This window comes from Aeromonas sp. ASNIH2, assembly GCF_002934795.1.
Classification (GTDB): domain Bacteria; phylum Pseudomonadota; class Gammaproteobacteria; order Enterobacterales; family Aeromonadaceae; genus Aeromonas; species Aeromonas caviae.
The window spans coordinates 508292-530029 of sequence record NZ_CP026406.1; the positions used below are offsets into that span (position 1 = coordinate 508292).

At 61.2% G+C, this 21738-nt stretch carries 18 protein-coding genes, 1 tRNA gene and 2 pseudogenes; 10 read left to right on the forward strand and 11 right to left on the reverse strand.

What is annotated here, in order from left to right:
* Positions 1-62 precede the first annotated feature (62 nt).
* A pseudogene (locus C3F36_RS02325) lies at positions 63-796 on the forward strand (substrate-binding periplasmic protein).
* Between the two features lie 233 nt (positions 797-1029).
* Positions 1030-1425 carry a nucleoside diphosphate kinase regulator gene (rnk, locus tag C3F36_RS02330; protein ID WP_010675253.1) on the forward strand — a complete coding sequence of 132 codons (396 nt, stop codon included), beginning with the start codon at positions 1030-1032 and terminating at the stop codon, positions 1423-1425.
* Positions 1426-1525: 100 nt separating this feature from the next.
* On the opposite strand, the pseudogene C3F36_RS24050 reads toward rnk, so the two are convergent.
* Positions 1526-2652, reverse strand: a pseudogene (locus C3F36_RS24050) (GGDEF domain-containing protein).
* 461 nt (positions 2653-3113) lie between these two features.
* Here C3F36_RS24050 and C3F36_RS02340 point away from each other — a divergent pair.
* The 4 genes from C3F36_RS02340 (at position 3114) to C3F36_RS02350 (ending at position 5779) form a co-directional block, all read left to right on the forward strand.
* On the forward strand, positions 3114-3902 hold the full coding sequence (locus tag C3F36_RS02340; RefSeq protein WP_010675255.1) for a transporter substrate-binding domain-containing protein: 789 nt from the start codon (positions 3114-3116) through the stop codon (positions 3900-3902).
* A 99-nt stretch (positions 3903-4001) separates the two neighbouring features.
* Complete coding sequence (locus C3F36_RS02345; protein WP_199769699.1) at positions 4002-4946, forward strand: amino acid ABC transporter permease; 945 nt, start codon at positions 4002-4004, stop codon at positions 4944-4946.
* Positions 4930-5052 carry a hypothetical protein gene (locus C3F36_RS23965; RefSeq protein ID WP_267893444.1) on the forward strand — a complete coding sequence of 41 codons (123 nt, stop codon included), beginning with the start codon at positions 4930-4932 and terminating at the stop codon, positions 5050-5052. The genes C3F36_RS02345 and C3F36_RS23965 overlap by 17 nt, the downstream gene beginning before the upstream one ends.
* Complete coding sequence (locus tag C3F36_RS02350) at positions 5036-5779, forward strand: amino acid ABC transporter ATP-binding protein (protein ID WP_010675257.1); 744 nt, start codon at positions 5036-5038, stop codon at positions 5777-5779. Before C3F36_RS23965 ends, C3F36_RS02350 begins: the two co-directional genes overlap by 17 nt.
* 124 nt (positions 5780-5903) lie before the next feature.
* Here the strand turns inward: C3F36_RS02350 and C3F36_RS02355 are convergent, their stop codons facing one another.
* Positions 5904-6275: a hypothetical protein gene (locus tag C3F36_RS02355; RefSeq protein ID WP_104454382.1), complete on the reverse strand. Its 372-nt coding sequence runs from the start codon at positions 6273-6275 to the stop codon at positions 5904-5906.
* A gap of 177 nt (positions 6276-6452) precedes the next feature.
* Here C3F36_RS02355 and C3F36_RS02360 point away from each other — a divergent pair, with 177 nt between their 5' ends.
* The gene (locus tag C3F36_RS02360) at positions 6453-7292 is read left to right on the forward strand and encodes a sterol desaturase family protein (protein WP_199769700.1); all 840 of its coding nucleotides are present in this window, start codon (positions 6453-6455) and stop codon (positions 7290-7292) included.
* Positions 7293-7358: 66 nt separating this feature from the next.
* Here the strand turns inward: C3F36_RS02360 and C3F36_RS02365 are convergent, their stop codons facing one another.
* From C3F36_RS02365 to tadA, 9 genes are all read right to left on the reverse strand, one after another.
* On the reverse strand, positions 7359-8768 hold the full coding sequence (locus C3F36_RS02365) for a basic amino acid/polyamine antiporter (protein ID WP_104454384.1): 1410 nt from the start codon (positions 8766-8768) through the stop codon (positions 7359-7361).
* A 9-nt stretch (positions 8769-8777) separates the two neighbouring features.
* Complete coding sequence (locus C3F36_RS02370) at positions 8778-9680, reverse strand: homocysteine S-methyltransferase family protein (RefSeq protein ID WP_069652537.1); 903 nt, start codon at positions 9678-9680, stop codon at positions 8778-8780.
* Positions 9681-9975: 295 nt separating this feature from the next.
* The gene (locus tag C3F36_RS02375; protein ID WP_199769650.1) at positions 9976-10518 is read right to left on the reverse strand and encodes a hypothetical protein; all 543 of its coding nucleotides are present in this window, start codon (positions 10516-10518) and stop codon (positions 9976-9978) included.
* Between the two features lie 18 nt (positions 10519-10536).
* Positions 10537-11856, reverse strand: a complete 1320-nt coding sequence (locus tag C3F36_RS02380) for a hemolysin family protein (RefSeq protein ID WP_041213150.1) — start codon at positions 11854-11856, stop codon at positions 10537-10539.
* A gap of 241 nt (positions 11857-12097) precedes the next feature.
* Positions 12098-12808 carry a phosphate signaling complex protein PhoU gene (gene phoU / locus C3F36_RS02385; protein ID WP_029314752.1) on the reverse strand — a complete coding sequence of 237 codons (711 nt, stop codon included), beginning with the start codon at positions 12806-12808 and terminating at the stop codon, positions 12098-12100.
* A 179-nt stretch (positions 12809-12987) separates the two neighbouring features.
* Complete coding sequence (pstB, locus tag C3F36_RS02390; protein ID WP_010675264.1) at positions 12988-13806, reverse strand: phosphate ABC transporter ATP-binding protein PstB; 819 nt, start codon at positions 13804-13806, stop codon at positions 12988-12990.
* A 104-nt stretch (positions 13807-13910) separates the two neighbouring features.
* Entirely contained in the window at positions 13911-15560 is a 1650-nt protein-coding gene (gene pstA, locus C3F36_RS02395; protein ID WP_042017560.1) for a phosphate ABC transporter permease PstA, read from the reverse strand.
* Positions 15561-15577: 17 nt separating this feature from the next.
* Positions 15578-17815 carry an ABC transporter permease subunit gene (locus C3F36_RS02400; RefSeq protein WP_104454385.1) on the reverse strand — a complete coding sequence of 746 codons (2238 nt, stop codon included), beginning with the start codon at positions 17813-17815 and terminating at the stop codon, positions 15578-15580.
* A 167-nt stretch (positions 17816-17982) separates the two neighbouring features.
* Positions 17983-18531: a tRNA adenosine(34) deaminase TadA gene (gene tadA / locus C3F36_RS02405; RefSeq protein ID WP_080768115.1), complete on the reverse strand. Its 549-nt coding sequence runs from the start codon at positions 18529-18531 to the stop codon at positions 17983-17985.
* A gap of 378 nt (positions 18532-18909) precedes the next feature.
* On the opposite strand from tadA, the gene C3F36_RS02410 reads away from it, so the two are divergent.
* The 3 genes from C3F36_RS02410 (at position 18910) to aceB (ending at position 21684) form a co-directional block, all read left to right on the forward strand.
* A tRNA-Pro gene (locus C3F36_RS02410) sits at positions 18910-18986 on the forward strand.
* Positions 18987-19243: 257 nt separating this feature from the next.
* Positions 19244-19384, forward strand: a complete 141-nt coding sequence (locus C3F36_RS23550; RefSeq protein WP_010675269.1) for a hypothetical protein — start codon at positions 19244-19246, stop codon at positions 19382-19384.
* A 692-nt stretch (positions 19385-20076) separates the two neighbouring features.
* On the forward strand, positions 20077-21684 hold the full coding sequence (gene aceB / locus C3F36_RS02420; RefSeq protein WP_041213154.1) for a malate synthase A: 1608 nt from the start codon (positions 20077-20079) through the stop codon (positions 21682-21684).
* Positions 21685-21738 lie beyond the last annotated feature (54 nt).

Genomic DNA, 21738 nt, shown 5'->3' on the forward strand with positions numbered 1-21738 from the left:
CCTGGCTGACATGGCGTAACGGGATGTTACACTCTCTGTACTCATCCCGGATCCGAACATCCATGCGCCTTGTTACTCTGCTTCTGCTGCTCTCTCCCCTGATCGTCTGCGCCTTTTCGGCCCGTGCCGTGGTCGTCGTGGCCGCGGACATTCCCCCTATGTGATCCGCGCCCAACAGGGTGCGCCGAGCGGCATGGCCATCGAGGTGCTGGAGGAGGCTGCCCGCCGCCTCGGGGAACCGCTCGAGATCGAGTTGATGCCGCTGGCTCGCGCCCTCAGCCAGGCCAGCCACCGCCCGGATGTCCTGTTGTTGCCCCCGGCCCGAAATCCCCAGCGCGAACCACTGTTTCTCTGGATTGCCCCCCTGCTGGAGGAGGCCTTCGTGCTGGTCAGCCATCGCCGTCACCATCCAACGCCGCTCTCCATGAAGACGCTGCCAGGCCTCACCGTTGGCGTGATGCGTGGCTCCCATAGCCAGAGCCTGTTCCAGCCGCTGACAGGGGTGACCCGGGAGCTGGTCACCGAGGAGGTCAGCAACGCCAGAAAGCTGGCGCGCGACCGCATCCAGGCATGGGCGGTGGCCTGGAACACCGCCCGTTACAACCAGCAGCGGGCGGGTCTGCCGCTCCCGGACCTGGTGCGGGGCGAGACCTTGCAGCAGAGCACCCTCTACCTGGCCGCCAGCCCCCGCTTCTCCCGCAGCGAGGCGCTGCGCTGGCGCCGGGTCATTCAGGAAATGAGGGAGGATGGCAGTCTCGCGCGCATCCTGCACCAGTACGATTACCAGGCTCCCTGATGAGACAGTCAGCCCAATTGCCAAACCACCCCAGAATGGTTATGGTATCTCCATGAAAGCAATCATGATTTTTTCCAGTACGCTCACACCCCGCTGAGCCCCCGCCCTCGCCCCGCTGCGCGAGTCGCTCGGGGGCATCGCTGTTGCTGTCTGCTTTTTACCCTTGCACCGTTTTTTGTCGACCAGTCTGCCCGTCATCCTGGTCCCTTCAGTCATTGATAAGGAAATACCCTATGAAACAGCCTCATCTCGTCATCTCCAGCCTGGATCTGGATCGCATCGAACAGCTGCTTGGCAACCACCCCCAGCACCTTGCCCTGCAAGAGGAGCTGGATCGCGCCGAGATCCGCGAACCCGCCGACATGCCGCCGGACGTGGTGACCATGAACAGCACGGTGCGCTTCAAGATGCAAAACAGCGGCAACGACTTCTGCCTGACGCTGGTCTATCCAAAGGATGTACAGGGGGACGAATCGAAGATCTCCGTGCTGGCGCCAGTGGGCAGCGCCCTGCTGGGGCTCAAGGTGGGTGACAGCATCGCCTGGCCGGGGCCGGCCGGTCGCACCATCCAGGTGGAGATCCTGGAAGTGGTCTATCAGCCGGAACGCGCGGGGGAGCTGCACCGCTGACAGGCTGCCATTCAGATCTGATGCGACCAGGTGGCTGACTCGGTATGCCTTTGTCCGGTCGGAGCTAAGGGCCACCGGCCGGGCATGACCTGACGGGGGATCAGGCCCCCTGACAGATCCGGTTCTTGCCCTCCCGCTTGGCCTGATAGAGAGCGCGACCTGCCTGGCTGAACAGGGTGTCAAAGTGCCATTCGCGGGCGCTGGGCGCCCACCCCAGGCTGGCCGTCACCCGGACCCCCTTCAGCCCCAGCGTTTCTATCCCCTGGCGGATCTGCTCGCAGCGCGCCTGCTGGGCCAGGGGGTCCCGCTCGGGCAACAGCAACACAAACTCTTCCCCGCCGAAGCGGCTGGCCACCAGATCCCGCTGGCCGGCAAGATAGCGACCCACCGCCTCCAGCACCCTGTCCCCGGTCTCGTGACCGTGGCGATCATTGATCTGCTGAAGTCGTCGAGATCCAGCACCACCAGCGCCCCCAGCCTTGCCATCGTCACGCAGTGATCCATGAAGCCGCGCCGGTTCAGGAGGCCGGTCAGGGGATCCTGGCTGGCCTGTCGACGCAGGGCCAGGGCCCGGTACTGGGTACAGAGCAGCAGCACCCCGAAGGTCGACAGATAGTTGCCCATCAGCATGGAGAGGAAGGGGAGCACATTGACCGCATGCTGATCCATCAGGACCCGCACCTCGCCGCCGAGCAGGGCCCCCATGCGCACCAGATTGAAACCGTAGAGCAGGATGTTGACCACGGTGAACACCAGCACCGCAGGCAGATAGTCAGGGTAGCCATGGCGCCAGATGAGCCAGACAATCACCGCCCCCACCATCATGTAGCTCAGGCAGGCCAGCAGCACCCGGGGGGCCATCTTGTCGTTGAAGATGACGCTCCAGCAAAGGATCAGCAGGTAGACCAGCATGAAGAGGGTGAAGGCCCGCCAGTTTGGCGGCTCCCCGAAGAAGCGCTGGATGGCGAGTGGCATCAGGGCGAGGCAGAAGGTGATGAGCAGGTTGGCCAGCCAGATCCCCGCGATATGGGGGGCAAATGCCTGCATGAAGAAGAGCGATTGCGCCGCCAGGGCACAGAGGCTGGACCACCACCAGAGCCCGAGACCGGGTATTTCCCTGTGGGTCCACCAGATGATGGAGAGGGTGATGAATCCCAGGCTGTAGCCCCCGAGGGCCATCAACATCAGGGTAAATACGTCCAGATTGAGCAGAATTGAGGCGTCCATTCCCGAACCTTCCAATGGGGATGGCTGAGTATATGGGAAGCCCATGACAAGACCCAGAGGGAGCCTATGGGCCGGGCAAAAATATTTGCCCAGCTCGCACGCCCTACTCCCCTTGAAGCGGGCCGGACAACGCCCTGTCTGTGCCCGGATTTTCCACCGAGACGGCCGCCGGATATTTTGCACTTGAACCGACGCCATTAGATAGATATGTTGTTTTCATGTGGTTTTATGAGTCACCACGACGGATAAAAGTCTCCATAACTTATTGAGTCTTCTGGCACAAACAGGTTTTGGTACATTTTTCATCCAACGAACCATTCATAGAATCTCATATGGGGCTTTTGCCCCGACCAAGACAATAATCCTGTCTTGCCTGCTGCCGGATGCAGCAGTCTCTTGTGCCATGGAGTCGCACGGGAGCAGGTTCAAGGCCGACCACATTTACGACAGAGACGTCATTTATGATCAAAAAACTCATTCTTTCTACCCTGCTGCTGTGCGGGCTGGCCAACGCCGCGCCCACTTCCACCCTGGATGCCGTACTGGAGCGCGGTGTGCTGCGGGTCGGCTTCGATGCCGGCTATCAACCCTTCGAGATGACCAACAAGCAGGGCCAGTACATCGGCTTTGACGTGGATCTCGCCAAGATGGTCGCCAAGGAGATGGGCGTGAAGGTGGAGTTCGTCAACACCGCCTGGGACGGCATCATCCCCGCGCTCTTGACCGACAAGTTCGACGTCATCATGGGCGGCATGACCGTCACTCCCCAGCGCAACCTGCGCGTGAACTTTGCCGATCCCTACATCGTCGTCGGCCAGACCATCGTGCTTCGCAAGGACAAGGCGGGCGAAATCAAATCCTTCCAGGACCTCAACGATCCCAAATACAAGATCGCGGTCAAACTCGGCACCACCGGCGAGCAAGCGGTCAAGCGCATGATCCCCAAGGCCACCCTGCTGCAGTTTGAAACCCAGGATGACGCCAAGCTGGAAGTGATCAACGGCAAGGTGGATGCCTTCGTCTACGACCTGCCCTACAACGCCATCTTCGCGTCCCAGAACCAGGGCGCCGTGGTGCACCTCGACAAGCCGTTCACCTTCGAGCCGCTGGCCTGGGCCATCCGCAAGGGGGATCAGGACACCCTCAACTGGTTCAACAACTACCTGCGCCAGATCAAGGGCGACGGCAGCTATGACCGTCTCTACAAGAAGTGGTTTGAATCCACCGCCTGGCTGAACCAGCTCAAATAACCTCTCAAAGGGGCGGCATGCCGCCCCTTCACGCAGACTCCCCACACGATAACGACAAAAGAGGTTGTGACAGTGATCAACCCCAAACTCACAAGACAGATGGAAAAACAGCCCAATCAGCTGCTCTGGCACGGGCTCTTCCTGCTGCTGGTGCTGGCCGCCATTTTCGGCATCTACAAGGCCGTGCAGGCAGTGGATTACACCTGGCGCTGGGAACGCATTCCCCAGTACATCGCCTATCAGGCAGAACAGAAACACTATGCCGAGTTTGACGGCACTGTGGTCGCAGACAAGGGACAGCTCTTCCTGCAAGACGATCTCGACCCCAGCCGCCGTCAGGCCATCGCCCCCAAGGGCTCCCAGCTGGCTGAAGGGGATACCGTCTTCCTCGGCGATACCCTGGATGTGCAACTGAGCTGGACCGCCGGCCCCATCGCCTGGGGCGTCTGGGTCACGGTCAAGCTCTCCCTGGTGGCGGGCATCTTCGCCATCCTGCTTGGCACCCTGGCCGGGCTCGCCCGCCTCTCCCCCAATCCGGCCCTGCGCAACCTGGCCGTGACCTATGTGGAGCTCATCCGTGGCACCCCGTTGCTGGTGCAGATCTTCATCGTCTATTTCTTTATCGGCACCGTGCTGAACCTCGACCGATTCACCGCTGGTGTGGCGGCGCTCGCGGTCTTCACCGGCGCCTACGTGGCGGAAATCGTGCGCGCCGGCATCAGCTCCATTCACAAGGGGCAGATGGAAGCGGGCAGAAGCCTTGGCATGACCTCGGCCCAGACCATGCGGTACGTCATCCTGCCCCAGGCCTTCAAACGGGTGCTGCCACCGCTAGCGGGCCAGTTCATCAACCTCATCAAGGACTCCTCTCTGGTCTCCGTCATCTCCATCACGGATCTCACCAAGGCGGGGCGCGAAGTCGTCAGCTCCACCTTCAGCCCGTTCGAGGTGTGGTTCACCGTGGCTCTGCTCTATCTGGTGCTGACCGGCACTCTCTCCTTCCTGGTGCGTCGTCTGGAGGTGAAATATGCGCGCAGCAACTGATCCCGTTATCAAGGCGCCATCGGTGTCGAAACGTTCTGCCATCACCGGCACTCCCTGCCCCTTCCCGGCGCGTCGTCTGGAGGTGAACTATGCGCGCTGCAACTGATCCCATCATCAAGGCGACCGGTGTAGAGAAGTTCTACGGCACCGAGGTGCACGCCCTGAAAAACGTCAGCACCCAGGTGGCCGAAGGGGAAGTGGTGGTGATCGTGGGGCCGAGCGGCTCGGGCAAGTCGACCTTCCTGCGCACCCTCAACCAGCTGGAGACCATCAACGATGGCAATATCGTGGTCGACGGCATCAGCCTCACCGAACCCGGGGATGTCAACAAGCTGCGGGAAGAGGTGGGCATGGTGTTCCAGTCCTTCAACCTCTTCCCTCACCTGACGGTGCTGGACAACATCACCCTGGCCCCTCAGAAGGTGAGAGGGCTCTCTCGCCAGGAGGCTGAGGAGCGGGCCAAGGCCCTGCTGCTCAAGGTCGGTCTCTCCAACAAGGCCCAGAGCTACCCCTCCCAGCTCTCCGGCGGCCAGCAGCAGCGGGTGGCCATTGCCCGGGCGCTCGCCATGCAGCCGCGCATCATGCTGTTCGACGAGCCCACCAGCGCCCTCGACCCCGAAATGGTGGGAGAGGTGCTGGACGTCATGAAGGGGTTGGCCCGCGAAGGGATGACCATGGTGGTAGTGACTCACGAGATGGGCTTTGCCCGGGAAGTGGCGGACAGGGTGCTCTTCATGGAGAGCGGCGAGCTGCTGGTGGACGAGAAACCCGCCGACTTCTTCGACAATCCCCCCTCCCCGCGCCTGCGCCAGTTCCTGAGCCAGGTACTCTGACGAGCGCACCGATATTGGCAATCCGGTAAAGGGGCAAACCCGGGCTCGATCAACCGCGCAGCGGTGTCATGCAAATCAAGAAGAGGGAGCCCAGGCTCCCTTTTTTGTTCCAGGTGGCTCGCCCCTAGAATCGATACATGCCCGTCAGGCCGACGAAGTGCTGCTCGGGCTGCACCACGGGTGCCAGCAGCCAGCGATCCGTCCCGTAGGCACCGGCGGCGGCCCCCAGCGCATTGGCCCCCGCATCCAGGGCGGAGAAGGGCCCCTGACCACTGGCCCGCTCGATCAGCTCTGCGGCGATGCCGATGCCGGTCGAGATGCCAAAACCAATCCAGCCCCTGTGCTCCCGATAGCCATAGTGATCCGCGATGGCCGTAAAGCCCGCCCCCATGGCCGCACCACCGACAACATGGCTCAACTCGCTGTTGAAACTGTCATTGGCCATCGCACTCGCACTGAGCAGGCCGAGCATGAGACAAACAGGCGTCCCGTTCATTTTCTCTCCCTCCCAAGGTACTGCCGCTTGCGGTAGATGCCGCGCGCGCTCCTTCTTCAGTGTAAACAGGGAGGCAAGGCCGGGCCGCGTCAGACAGGAGGATCACCATCAAATGTTAATGAGTTTTTAACATCATCCGGTATGCTGACATCCAACTGGTCCAACCGGATGGCTCACATGGATGTGCAACTGCTCCTGCTCTACCTCTCGCCTCTCTTTCTGGTCTTCATCGGCTGGGAGATGCTCTACCTGCGAAAACACGGCGCCGCCTATCCCACTGCGGGCTACCAGTGGAAGGATCTCTTCGCCAATGCCACCCTGGCACTGATGCATCAGGGGGGCGATGCCCTGGCCGCCATTGCCATCGCCTATCTCTATGACACCCTCTGGGGCTGGCGACTATTCGATATCGAACTGAACCTCTGGAGCCTCTTGCTGCTCTTTCTGTTGCAGGATCTCTGCTACTGGCTGTTCCACTTCGCGAGCCACCATGTCCGCTGGCTCTGGGCCTCCCACGTGGTGCACCACAGCTCGGAGCGGCTCAACCTCTCCACCGCCTTTCGCCAGAGCCTGATGTACCCGGTCTCCGGCATGTGGCTGTTCTGGATCCCCATGATCCTCATCGGCTTCCCCCCCGAGGCGGTGGTCGCCACCGTGCTCTTGAGCCTGGGTTTTCAGTTCTTCGTCCACACCCAGGTGGTGGGCAAGCTGGGCAAACTTGAATGGATCTTCAACACCCCGTCCCACCACAGGGTGCACCACGCCAGCAATGCCAGATACATCGATCGCAACTTCGCCGGCGTGCTCATCATCTGGGACCGGCTGTTTGGCACCTTCGTGGAAGAAGACTGGGGCGAGCCGTGCCGTTTCGGCATCACCAAGCCAATCCACAGCTTCAACCCCCTCACCCTCACCTTCCACGAGTGGCGCGACATGCTGCAAGAGGCCCGGGGCCTCCCCTGGCGGCAAAAGCTCGCCGTGCTGTTTGGCAAACCGGCGGGCCCCACCAGCGGTTGACCCACCGACCAAGATAAAAAAGAGCGCCCAGGGGCGCTCTTTTTCATGACAGGGACAACCCCCGGGTCAGACGTGAACGAAGGACCAGACGGCGGGGATCAGGCTCAGCAGCGTCACCCCGGCCAGCAGCCGTTCGCGACCGCTGAGCCGCTGTTCGGCGCCGAGCTGGCGACGGCTGTAGAGAAACAGCAGCAGACCCGGCCCGTAGAGCAGAAGCGACAGCAGCAGGTACTCCACCCCGGCGGCGTAGAGCAGCCAGAAACCATAACCGCTCGACACCAGCGCCACCACCTGCATCAGGCCGCGGCCCTGCCCCCCCTTGCCACTGAAGACCAGCTTGAGCAGGAAGAGGCCGATGAGCAGGTAGGGCACCAGGATCATGGAGGTGGAGATGAGCAGCAGGTTGGTGTACCCCTTGCCAAGCAACCACACCAGCAGCAAGCAGCCCTGCACGGTCAGGCTGGTGAGCCAGAGCGAGGCGATGGGGGTGCCGTTGTGGTTCTCGCGCCGGAAGATGGCCGGGAAGGCCCCGTGACGCGCCGCGCTGAACGGCACCTCGGCCGAGAAGAGGGTCCAGCTCACGTAGGAGGCGAGCACCGACACGATGAGGCCGGCGCTGATGAGCAACTTGCCCCAGGAACCCGTCATCTGGGCCATCAATCCCGCCATGGAGGGGTTAGGCAGGGCCGCAAGCTCCGGGCGGCTCAATATTCCGAGCGCCAGCACCGAGATGAGCACATAGAGCAGCAGCGCCAGCACCACACCGAGCACGGTGGCGGTGCCCACGTCCCGCTTGTTTCTCGCCCGGGCCGAGAGCACCGCTGCCCCTTCGATGCCGGTGAAGACCCAGAGGGTGATGAGCATGGTGTTGCGCACCTGCTCGGAGACCGGTACCGCCAGGGTGCTGCCCTCCTGATCCGCCGCAAAGGTGACCGGATCGAACCAGTAGCAGGCGAACAGGATGAACAGCAGCAGCGGCAGGCTCTTGGCCAGGGTCGCCACTAGGTTGAACAGGGCCGCCTGCTGCACGCCGCGGGCCACCAGCAGGTGCACCGCCCAGAGGATGCAGGACTCGCCGACAAAAGCTGCCAATGTGTTGCCCTCGCCAAACCAGACCCGCTCCGGCGTGTCGACGAAGCTGCCCAGCGCCGCGAAGGCGATCACCAGATACCCCACCACGCCGATGGTGGCACAGAGCCAGTATCCCCAGGCGGAGAAGAACCCCACCAGCTCGCCAAAGCCGGCTCGGGCATAGCTGTAGATGCCTCCGTCGAGCTCGGGTTTGAGCCGCGACAGGTAAAGGAAGCTCATGGCCAGCGCCAGTATGCCGACCCCGGTGACGGCCCAGCCGATCAGCACGGCGCGGGCGCCCGCCACATCGGCCATGTTCTGGGGCAGGCTGAAGATGCCGGCCCCCACCATGGAGCTGAACACCAGCGCAGTGAGGGACCAGAGCCCGATCTTGCTCTCTTTCATGGGCGCTCCTTAACGCAGCCGGCTGGCCAGCGCCTCGATGTGTTCCGGGCCGATGCCGCAGCAGCCGCCGATGAGGTTTGCCCCGGCTCTGCGCCAGCGCTCGGCCCAGCCGAGGTAATCCAGCGGCCCCAGATCGCCGCGGATCTCGTCCAGACCGTCATTGGCAGTCGCCTCCTTGGGCTGGGGCGGGAAGGCGTTGGCATAGGCGCCGAGGCGAACGTCGGTGCGCCCCTGAACCTGCAACGCGGCGACGGCCACCTTGAGCGCCCCTTCAATCACCTCGGGCTGGCAGCAGTTGAACAGGATGGCATCCACCCCGGCCGACGCCAACGCGGCCACGGCATCCGCCACCCGCTCGCCGGAGCGCAGGGTGGGCTCGCTGCCCGGCGCCTCATCTTCCAGAGTAAAGGAGACCCAGAACGGCTTGCCGTCCTCGGGCAGCAGGGCCTTGAGGGCCAGGGGTTCGGCGATGAGGCTCATGGTCTCCGCCAGCCAGAGATCCACATGGGGTGACAGGGCCCGGATAAGCGGTGTCGCCAGCTCGCTCACCCGCTCGGCTTGATAGAGGTCCGCACGATAGGAGCCAAAGAGCGGCGGCAAGGAACCGGCCACCTTGACGGCTCCCCCCTGCTCGTCGGCCACGTCTCGGGCCAGTTGCCCGGCCAGAGCTGCAAGTGCCTCCCCTTGGGCGGCAAAGCGCGCCTCGCCGATATGGAAGGGAACCAGGGCATAGCTGTTGGTGGTGATCACCCGGGCACCGCTCGTCGCATAGGCCTGGTGTACCTCGCGCACCGTCTCGGGCGCTTCCATCAACGCCAACGCCGACCACTCCGGTTGACGGAACGGCGCACCACGCCGCGCCAGTTCACGACCCATACCGCCATCGAGTACCCACAAATCCTGCTTGTCCATCTCTGTCTCTCTGCGTCTCCCCGCCATGACGGGTGTTTATTGTGTGAAATCACATTAAGCCATCAAAACATCTAGACGGCTAGAAATCCCAGATATCATGACCCAAAGTAGAACAAGAGGCAATCGGGGGCTACGAACAAATCCGGGCAAGCTCAGGATGATGGCGGCAAAGGGAGGTATCCCCGGCACAGGTATCACCTGGCCAGACACTGAAACGACAAGAGGCCACCCCGGGGGGTGACCTCTTGTGAAACAGGGGATCAAGGCGGGCACAGCCGCCGATAACCAGAGGGACTCAGCGCCCGGCCAGCACCCGCTTGGTCTGCTTGACCCAGTCGGAGACCCGGCCCTGATGGGGATAACCCTGCCAGATTTGCTCCCACTGGGCGGGGCTGAGCGGGCGGCCCAGCCGACGCTGCACCCCGGCATAGAGGTAGTCGTGGGCCGTGGTGCGGGCCTGGGCCGAGGTGAGGAACTTGGCAACAGGGTCGGTGAGACGTACGTCCCGCATGCCGAGCAGCGGATAATCGCTGTGCACCGCCGCCAGCATGGTCTCGCGCATGGCCGATTCGATGTAACCCCGGGCAAACAGGGCGGTGACCGATTCAAGCGACCCTTGATCCGGGCCGTGATACTCCTCGTCGAACACCGGGCTGGGCTCTGCCACGGCGCTTTGCACCACCGCATCGGGATCCTGCTGCGGGACCACCACGGCAGGCTGGGGAGCGACGGGTTTGACAGGCGTCACCGGCTTGCGCGGTGCGCTCTGGCTGCAGGCACCCAGTGCCAGGGCGAGCGCCACACAGGCCAGCACACGGGAATGAGTCTTCATCTTCATGATTGTTAACGAACTCCTTTAGGATTCCTGAGCGGGCTTCTCATTGCTCGCAGGTTCTACCCGGGTGACCAGCAACTGGTCAATCTTGTAACTGTCGATGTCCACCACTTCGAACTTGTAACCGGCATATTTGACCGAGTCGGTGCGCTTGGGGATCTTGCGCAGCATGTACATGATGAAACCGGCGATGGTCTCGTAGTTCTGGTTTTCCGGGAACTCCTCGATGTCGAAGGCGCGCATCACGTCGGAGATGGGGGTCACCCCGTCCACCAGCCAGGAGTTCTCGTCCCGCTGGACGATCTGCTCTTCCACCACGTGGGTGGCCCACTCCCCCATGACGGTACTCATCAGGTCATTCATGGTGACGATGCCCACCACCAGGGCGTATTCGTTCATCACCACCGCAAAGTCGCCGCGATGGTTCTTGAAGTACTCCATCGCCTCGTAGAGGTTGAGGGTGTCGGGAATGATGATGACGTTCTGCACCAGGGAGCCGCTGTTGAGATCGATGCTCTGGCCGCTGATGACGCGGATCAGCAGCTCCTTGGCATCCACGAACCCCTTGATGCTGTCGAGGTTGTGGTCGCACACCAGGAACTTGTTGTGGGGGTGCTCGGCGATCTTCGCCTTGATGCTCTCTTCCCCCTCTTGCAGGGTGAAGTAGATGAGGCTCTCCCGCGCCGTCATGGCGGAAGTGACACCCAAGGACTGGAGCTCGAACACGTTCTCGATGAGCTGGTGCTCCTCGCGCTGAATGACACCGGCTTCGGCACCTGCATCCATCACCGCATAAATATCGTCGGAGGTGATCTCGTCGTTGCGCACCATGGAGATGCGCATCAGCCGGAACAGGCCGTTGGCCATGCCGTTGAACAGCCACACCAGCGGCATCAGCAAGGTGACGCACAGCATCATGGGACGCACCACCACCACGGCGATCCGCTCGGGCATGGTCATGGCAAGGCGTTTGGGCATCAGGTCCGCTATCAGGATGAACATGCCGGTGACGAAGACGAACGAGGCCGCAGAGCTAATCTGGCCGAGCCAGGGCCCCTGGTAGAAGCCGGCTATCAGCTCCCTGATGGCGGGATTGAGGGCGGATTCCCCCAGGATACCGCCGAGGATGGCAACGGTATTGAGGCCTATCTGCACCACGGTAAAGAAGTTGCCCGGCTGGGCCTGCAATGCCAGCACCTTCTCGGCGTGGCGGTTGCCCTCGTCGGCCATCACCTGCAACTTGATCTTGCGGGAGGCGGCAAGGGAGATCTCGGAGAGTGAGAAGAACACGCTGCCGGCGACCAGCAGCATCAGAAAGAACAAACTATCGGCAAAACTCATGATTAACCTATTGCTACAGCCGCCTTAGCACAAGACGGCAAACTGGGCCCGGGAAACCGGACCGTGACTCCATCCGGGACTCACACAGGGGCCATATTCTAGCAGAAAAGCGCCCGCTGGGTGGCGTTATCTTGAACTGCCGTGCCATGCAATGAAAAAGGCGCTCAAAGCGCCTTTTTATTCAATCAGAGTTGGATTCCCGTCGTGCAGCCGCGACGGGAGCTCCACCCAAGGCGCCCTATCAGCCCTTGCCCAGCAGATCGCTCAGGTCATCGGCCTTGGTGTGACGCACATCCTTGCCCTTGACGTAGTAGACGATGTACTCGCAGATGTGCTGGCAGCGATCGCCGACCCGCTCGATGGCCCGTGCCGCCCACAAGACGTTCAGCACCTGCGGTATAGTGCGCGGATCTTCCATCATGTAGGTCATCAGCTCGCGGATGATGGACTCGTACTCCCGGTCCACCTTGTCATCTTCCTTATAGACCGCCAGGGCGGCATCCAGATCCATGCGGGCGAAAGCGTCGAGCACGTCGTGGAGCATCTTGATGGTGCGACGCCCCATGTTCTCCAGCGACACCAGCGGTGGCTGGGGTTTGTTGGCGTTGTCGGTCAGCATGCGGGCAATCTTGTCCGCCACGTCGCCAATCCGCTCCAGATCCGTGATGGTCTTGATGATGGCCATCACCAGCCGCAGGTCGGACGCGGTGGGCTGACGCTTGGCGATGATGCGGGTGCACTCCTCGTCGATCGCCACTTCCATGGCGTTGACCTTGTGGTCGTTGGCCACGATCTTGCGCGCCGCATCCAGATCCTGGCCATGGATGGCGGCGATGGCGTCGGTGAGTTGCTTCTCCACCAGCCCCCCCATCACCAGTACCTGGTTGCGCACGCTCTCAAGCTCGGCATTGAACTGACCGGAGATGTGTTTGTTGAGGTTCATATTGTCCATACCAGTAATCCTTGTTGCTCCGATTATGCCTTAGCCGTTGAACTGACTGCCAATCTGTTTGTTGATGCCCATCTTGTTCATCTCAATCACCCTTGTTGCACCAACATGCCTTAGCCGTTGAACTGACTGCCAATCTGCTTGTTGATGCTCAACTTGCTCATCTCAATCACCGGCATCCCTTAGCCGTAACGACCGGTAATGTAGTCTTCGGTCTTCTTCTTGGCCGGGGTGGTGAAGATGGTGTTGGTATTCGAGTACTCGATGAGTTCCCCCATGTACATGAACGCGGTCTGATCCGAGACCCGCGCCGCCTGCTGCATGTTGTGGGTCACGATCACCACGGTGAACTGGCTCTTGAGCTCGTTGATGAGCTCCTCGATGGTGAGGGTGGAGATGGGGTCCAGCGCCGAGGTCGGTTCATCGAGCAACAGCACTTCCGGCTCGATGGCGATGGCACGGGCAATCACTAGACGCTGCTGCTGACCGCCGGAGAGACCAAAGGCGTTGTCATGCAGACGATCCTTCACCTCCTCCCATAGGGCGGCACCGCGCAGGGAACGCTCGGCGGCCTCGTCCAGAGTACGGCGGTCATTGATGCCCTGCAGGCGCAGGCCGTAGACCACGTTCTCGTAGATGGACTTGGGGAAGGGGTTGGGGCGCTGGAACACCATGCCCACCTGACGGCGAAGGGCGGAGACATCCACGCTCTTGTCATAGATGTTGTGGCCGTGCAGCTGGATCTCCCCCTCGATGCGGCAGATCTCCACCAGATCGTTCATCCGGTTGATGCAGCGCAGCAAAGTGGACTTGCCGCAACCGGACGGGCCGATGAAGGCGGTGACCTGACCCTTGGGGATCTTCATATTGACGTTGAACAGCGCCTGCTTGTTGCCGTAGTACAGGTTGAGATCCTTCACCTCCAGCGCAGTCTGCTCCGGGGTCAGGTTGAGCAGGTCGGTGGCGGTGTGCGGGGCCGAACTCGGTGTTACGTTGATCATCTGTTTACCTCAAATTCTCTTGGTGGCAGCGGGCAAACGTCTTGCCCGCTGCCGGAATATCTGGTTGGCAGGGAAGGTCCCTGCCCGTCTCTGTAATGGCTGGATTAATGTTCCAGCGACCGGAATTTCTCGCGCAGGTGGTTACGAATACCGATCGCCGTCAGGTTGAGGCCGACGATCACCGTCACCAGCAGGAAGGAGGTGGCGTAGACCAGAGGACGCGCCGCCTCGACGTTCGGGCTCTGGAAGCCCACGTCATAGATGTGGAAGCCCAGGTGCATGAACTTGCGCTCCACGTGCAGGTACGGGAAGTTGCCGTCCATCGGCAACGTGGGAGCAAGCTTCACCACCCCCACCAGCATCAGCGGCGCCACCTCGCCCGCCGCACGGGCAATCGCCAGGATAAGGCCGGTCATGATGGCCGGGCTGGCCATGGGCAGCACGATGCGCCAGAGGGTCTCGGCCTGGGTAGCACCCAGCGCCAGCGAACCCTGGCGAATGGTGCTCGGGATCCGGGCCAGCCCCTCTTCGGTGGAGACGATCACCACCGGCAGGGTCAGAATGGCCAGGGTCAGGGCTGACCAGATGACTCCGGGGGAACCGAAGGTCGGGCTCGGCAGCGCTTCCGGGTAGAAGAGGCGGTCGATGCTGCCCCCCAGGGTGTAGACGAAGAAGCCCAGACCAAACACGCCGTAGACGATGGAGGGCACCCCCGCCAGATTGATCACCGCGATACGGATGATCTTGGTCAAGCTGTTCTTGCCCGCGTACTCATGCAGGTAGACCGCCGCCACCACCCCGAGCGGGGTCACGATGATGGCCATCAGGATCACCATGAAGACGGTGCCGAAGATGGCCGGGAAGACGCCGCCCTCGGTGTTCGCCTCCCGTGGGTCATCGGAGACGAACTTGCCTATCTGGTGGAACCAGTGACCCACCTTGGCCATCAGGCTCATGTCGTTGGGCCAGACCACATCCAGCACCCGGGACATGGGCATGGTCACCAGCTCGCCGCGCATGTCCTTGACGGTGATGCTGTCTCTGTCCGCCTGGGTACGCAGGGAGAAGAGCTCTTTCTCCAGCACCTGATAACGGTCGTTGAGCGCCTGACGCTCGCTCGCCAGCTCGGCTTTAAGCTGATCGGTCAACTTGTCATCCAGCTCGGCCTTGCGCTCTTTCAGGCGCAGGCGCTCCAGCTGATAGTTGATGCTGCCGATGGCCCCTTTTTGCAGGTCGTTGGCTTGGCTTGAGAGGCCGTTGGCACGGGCCAGCACCCGCTGCAAGGCGGGATGCAGATCCGTGGTCAGCTCCTGGCCATCTTCCTTCACCGAGGTGATGTAACCATAGAAGTTGCCGTTGGTGGCGCGTTCCACCATGGCGAGCTCCGCCGGCTGGGTGCGCGATTTGATATCGGTCTCCAGCACCCAGCGAAAATCGAGGTCCACGAACTCCCGGTTGCCGGTCTTGACCAGATAACGGGTAATCTCTTCGCGATCCTCCCCTTCCAGCGCCTGGCCTGCGGCGCGCAGGCGCTCCACCGGCACCAGCTCCCGGTCGTTGATCTCGCCAATCAGGACGCTCTTGTTGCCGCTTGCATCTTCAAGTTGCCACTCATAGATGGGATGGGGCCAGAAATAGACCAGACCACGCCAGCCGATCAGCAACAACAGACCCAGTACGGCCACCAGACTCAGGCTGACGGCGCCCCCCGTCATCCAGATCCAGGGGGCCCCCGATTTAAACCACTTACCCATTGTCGATTCCTTAGTCCTTACAGAGAGCTGTACTTTTCACGCAACCGCTGGCGGACGAATTCGGCCAGGGTATTGAACAAGAAGGTGAACACAAACAGCACGAAGGCGGCGAGGAAGAGCACCCGGTAGTGGGAACTGCCCACTTCCGATTCCGGCATCTCCACCGCAATGTTCGCCGCCAGGGTCCGTAGCCCCTGGAACATGGAAAAGTCCATGATGGGGGTGTTGCCTGTGGCCATCAGCACGATCATGGTCTCGCCCACGGCGCGGCCAAGGCCCATCATCACCGCCGAGAAGATGCCCGGACTCGCGGTGAGGATCACCACCCGGCTCAGGGTCTGCCACGGGGTCGCCCCCAGCGCAAGCGAGCCCTGGGTCAGGTGCTTGGGCACCGAGAAGACCGCGTCTTCGGCGATGGAGAAGATGGTGGGGATGACCGCAAAGCCCATGGCAATACCAACCACCAGAGAGTTGCGCTGGTCAAACTTGATGCCCATGTCGTGGGTCAGCCAGATGCGCGAATCACCGTGCATGAAGGCGTTCTCGATGATGGGGCTCAAGGCGAAAGCGCCCCAACCGATGAACAGCAGCACAGGGATAAGCAGAATGGCGTGCCAGCCTTCCGGCAGCCAGGTGCGGCCGCGCTCCGGCAGATAATTCCACACCAGGGCGGTGAGCAGCATACCCATGGGCAGCAGGATCAGCAGCAGGATCACCCCGGGCAGGGCCCCTTCGATGATGGGAGCGAGCCACAGACCCGCCAGGAAGCCGAGGATGACGGTCGGCAGCGCCGCCATGATCTCCACCGTCGGCTTGACGTATTTGCGCAGCCCCGCCGACATGAAGTAGGCGGTATAGATGGCGCCGGCGACGCCGAGCGGCACCGCGAACACCATGGCATAGAAGGAGGCTTTCAAGGTACCGAACACCAGGGGCACCAGGCTCAGCTTGGCTTCGAAGTCGTTGCTGGCGGAGGTGGACTGCCACACGTACTGGGGCTCGGGATAGCCTTCATACCACACCTGTTGCCAGAGGGCAGACCAGGTTACCTCGGGGTGATCGTTCTCGACGTCAAAGACCTTGAAGTCATCCCCCTGCTGGGTCAACAGCAGGTTGTGGCGAGGAGAGATGGCAACAGCAGCCAGGTTGCCCCCGTCAACCTTCTCGCCAAGCAGCTTGGCTTCGCCGGTGGCATGGAAGAAGTTGATGGTGCCGTCGCTGCCTGCGCTGATGAAGCCCTTGCGAAAGTGCTCGGGGGTCAGCAGGGCGACCGGCGCGTCACCCTTGAAGTCACGGATCTGGGTGAACTGGCGCTTGCCATCCTTTGCCACCTCGAACCACTGGGAGATGACGCCGTTGTCGTTGCCCACCAGCAGGGAGGACGCACCGGAGAGCAGGGCCACCTGGGTCACGCTGGCATTGGGGGCGTTGATCTCCATGACATTGCGCAGGGAGATGTCGCTCAGGTTGTGGATGTCATAGACCGACAGGCGGTTGCCCTCGCGCACGAACAACAGACGCAGGTTCGGGGTCAGCAGCATCTGGTCAACATGGCGTGGCAGGGACGGAATGGTGTAGGTCTGGTTGCTCCACTCGATTTCGCCGGAGAGGAAGTTCTCCTCGCCGCTCATCACCATCAGCACACCACGACCATCTTCGGTCACGGCCGCGGTCGCCATCTTGTCCTTGGTCGCCTCGAAGACCATGCGCGTCAGCGCCTTGCCCTGGGGATCGATCACCACGGGGGTCTCGCCGAAGGGATATTGCAGGCTGGGCTCGATGACGCGCACGTCATTGGGATAGGAGATCTTGAAATAGGGTTGCACCACCTGGGCCTTGCCGTCGGCAAACCCATAGGCGATGAGTTTCTGGCCCGGCGCAGGCGGCGCGACCGCCGTGATCTCGCCGTTCACCTGTGCCTCGCCAATCACCTGTCCGGTCTTGATCTTGCCATCCGGTTGCACGGCAAAGAATTTGACCTTCCCCTGGTCGCTGAAGCGGTAACCTATCTCGTTTTGCTCCTCGACCCCGAGCCAGGCGGTCTTGCCCTTGATGGGCAGGGTGAAGGAAGCGGTGCTCTCCATGCTGGCGCCATTGAAGAGGGGCTTCACCACATAAAGCAGGTAGAAGAAGATGAGCAGCAGCGCCACCAGCACCAGGGCTCCCCCTGTGGTGACGCCATATTTGGCCAATTTATCCTTGATCCGGCGTTTTCGACTGCCCGCCATGACCAGATTTAACGATTCCGATGACATGCAAGACCTCAATGTGAGCTAGGCTTGGCGGCATTATATGGCGGATGCATGACAGTTTTGTTACATCAACAGCGGCAAAGAGCGCAGGCTCCATCGGGGGGTGGCAGTTGGTATTCGGGGGGAAGCAGGCAGCCGGTCTGGCAGTGAAATAAAAGCAAACGGGGCCATCAGGCCCCGCTGTCATCTTGAGGAAGCGCCTCTTTCGCGGCGAGTCTGGCCGCCTTCTTCTCGGCGCGGCGCCGTTTGAAGAAATCCGACAGCTGGGCCGAGCAGGCGTCGGCGAGCACCTCCCCCGTCAGTGCCACCTGGTGGTTGTGGCGGGGATCCAGCAGGATATCGAACACAGACCCTGCCGCCCCCGTCTTCAAATCCCGGGCACCATAGACCACCCGCTTGACCCGGCTGTGGATGAGGGCGCCGGCACACATGCAGCAGGGCTCCAGCGTCACATAGAGGGTGGTGTCGAGCAGGCGATAGTTTTCAAGCTGCTTGCCCGCTTCCCGAAGCGCCATCACCTCGGCATGGGCACAGGCGTCGTGCTCGCTGATGGAGCGATTCCACCCCTCTGCCACTATCTTGTCCCCCAGCACCAGCACGGCGCCCACCGGGATCTCGCCTATCCCCTCTGCCCTGGCTGCCAGGGCCATGGCATGGCGCATCCAGCGTTCGTCCTCCTCGCGCTGGCTGATCTGTGCTGCAACTTCAGATGGTTTCACGCCCTGATCCTCTCGTCGATATGATGTCAGCTTGCCTGGCCCCTGCACGGCATCGGCCGCGCACTCCCGGATTGCTGCGTCCCGGCCCTGGGCACACCGGGCCCCTTCCCCCTCGCGCTAGCCGGTAGCCCACGGCAGAAGATGCTGTCAATGAAAGAGAGGCCAAAGGCCCCGGCGACATCGGAACGCCCCGAGTTGGGTGTTCGCCACCCTGTGCCCGCCTAAGGGGGCGGCGATTATGCCAAAACTCCGGCCGGGGCCCAAGTTGCATCTTGGCTGAACAATAAAGAAGCAGTCGGCATCTCCCTGATAAAAAAGGAGTTGCGCCCGCCAAATCATCCGATTAGACTTCCTCCCCGTCAGCCGAGCTGACCCCGTCGGTGTGTAGCGCAGCCAGGTAGCGCATCTGCATGGGGTGTAGAGGGTCGGAGGTTCGAATCCTCTCACACCGACCAAAATCCCCGAAAATAGCCCAGTCAAACGACTGGGCTATTTTTTTGCCTGCACACCCGACGCTTGCCTCTTTTTCCTCTCGCCTCCCCCGTTCATCGGGTCGCCGCTTTTTATTGGCATGAATTTTATACAGAACCACTTGAAGCTTTCATAAAGTGCCGCTAGGATACGCAACTTTTCCGCCGGCCATAAAAACAGGGAGGTGGACACTAGGGTGATGGAATCACCGACCGGCTTGCAATCAATGAGGCAAGCATCCATGACCCAAGCTGTTGACTCCCAGCCCGTTCAGCCCCTGATCTCCCCCACGCCCTCCGAGCTCGATTCCGCAGAGCACGGGTTTGGCAGTTCAGTGCACCTCGATGTGATCGATCTCGCCGCCCCGGATGAAGATTACTGAGACGAGCCCGTGCCATAGTGCGGTTCAAGACGCCGGTTTTGCTGTCCGGCACCGCCCTTGACCCCGGCCAACAGACCGCCACCGCAAATAACGACAAAATGCTAGTTTTTCTTCAAAAACCAGTTTAATTGACCATCTAATCCGCCCCAACCTCCCTCTCCTTCATGGACACGCCTTGATACAAACCTACGTTATTGCTCGTCATTTCCCTCTCTCCTGTTCGCCTTCGCCATTTTGACCCAATTTGACATTTTAGTTTTAAACACCAGTTCACTACCCGGTCACTTCATAGCCCCCATGCAGGCTGGATTGAACGAAGGCATTTCATACAGCTGTTCTTGCAAAGCTTGGAGTAATGTCGGGATTTGTTTTTGCATTTGTAATTTTATTACGTAATTAGTTACATTTTTAACCCATCCCCTCTACCGAAATCCTCTCCCCTGCCGCCCCGGCAACCCAAGAGCATAACCATCTGCAAAGAGCTTTTACACTAATCACATAAATCCATTTAAAACAGCACCTTAACCATAATCAAAAAACACCTGTTTTAAAAATCAAGTTGACGAATCCGCCATTCTTTTGCACCTTATGAATCGTGTTACCCCGCTGTTACGGGGAGTTTGAAAGAAAGGGATATAGACGTTAGTCGTAGTTAATAAATTCAAAATGTAACTTTTGGAGGAGTACCCACTATGTCGGCACCGGCCCAGACCATCAGCAGCACCCGCCTGCGCATTCAAGGCGAGATGCTTCCCGATTACGCGCAGATCCTGACGCCGGATGCGGTGGCCCTGGTGTCCGAACTGGTGGAACGTTTCGCTCCCCAACGCAATGAACTGCTGAAGCAGCGAGTCGCACGCCAGGCCCGTATCGATGGCGGCGAGTTGCCGGACTTCCTGCCAGAGACCGCCCATATTCGCGCTGGTGACTGGACGGTGCGCGGCATCCCCGCCGATCTGCAGGACCGCCGTGTGGAGATCACCGGCCCGGTCGAGCGCAAAATGGTGATCAATGCCCTCAACGCCAACGTCAAGGTCTTCATGGCCGACTTCGAGGACTCACTGGCCCCAGCCTGGAACAAGGTGATCGAGGGCCAGATCAACCTGCGCGATGCGGTCAACGGCACCATTGCCTACCAGAGCCCGGAGGGGAAGGCCTATACCCTGAATCCCAATCCGGCCGTGCTCATCTGCCGGGTGCGCGGTCTGCATCTGCCGGAGAAGCACGTCACCTTTGATGGTGCCCCCATTCCCGGCGGCCTGTTCGACTTCGCCCTCTATTTCCTGCACAACCACAAGGCGTTGCTGGCCAAGGGCTCCGGTCCCTACTTCTACGTACCCAAGCTGCAGAGCCATCTGGAAGGGCGCTGGTGGAGCGAGGTGTTCGCCTGGACCGAGGACAAATTCGGTCTGCCCCGCGGTACCATCAAGGCCACCGTGCTCATCGAAACCCTGCCGGCGGTATTCGAGATGGACGAGCTGCTCTATCAGATGAAGGATCACATCGTCGCCCTCAACTGCGGCCGCTGGGATTACATCTTCAGCTATATCAAGACCTTGAAGAATCACCCCGATCGCGTCCTGCCGGATCGTCAGGTGGTGACCATGGACAAGCCGTTCCTCTCTGCCTACTCGCGACTCCTTATCAAGACCTGCCACAAGCGCGGCGCGCTGGCGATGGGGGGCATGGCTGCCTTTATTCCGGCCAAGGACGCGGCAGTCAACGAACAGGTGTTTGCCAAGGTGCACGCGGACAAGCAGCGCGAGGCCGACAACGGCCACGATGGCACCTGGGTCGCCCACCCCGGTCTGGCCGATACAGCCATGGCGGTGTTCAACGCCACCATTCCGGCGGGTGCCCAGAACCAGATCGGCGTGCTGCGCGAGCAGGATGCCCCCATCACGGCCGCCGACCTGCTGGCCCCCTGTGAGGGTGATCGCACCGAGGCGGGTATGCGCACCAATATCCGCGTCGCCCTGCAATACCTGGAAGCCTGGATCAACGGCAATGGCTGCGTGCCCATCTACGGACTGATGGAAGATGCCGCCACCGCCGAGATCTCCCGCACCTCCATCTGGCAGTGGATCCGCCACGGCAAGACCCTCTCCAATGGTCAGGCGGTGACCAAGGCGCTGTTCCGCCAGATGCTGGCCGAGGAGCAGGAGGTGGTCAGAGGCGAAGTGGGCGAGGCCCGCTGGCAATCGGGCCGTTTCGCCGAGGCGAGCGCCCTGATGGACGAGATCACCTGCGCCGACACACTCATCGATTTTCTGACGCTGCCCGGCTACGAGCGGCTGTGAGACCCGGGCCGGTAACGGCCCCCATAACAAGTCAATGGAAACGTGAAATCAATG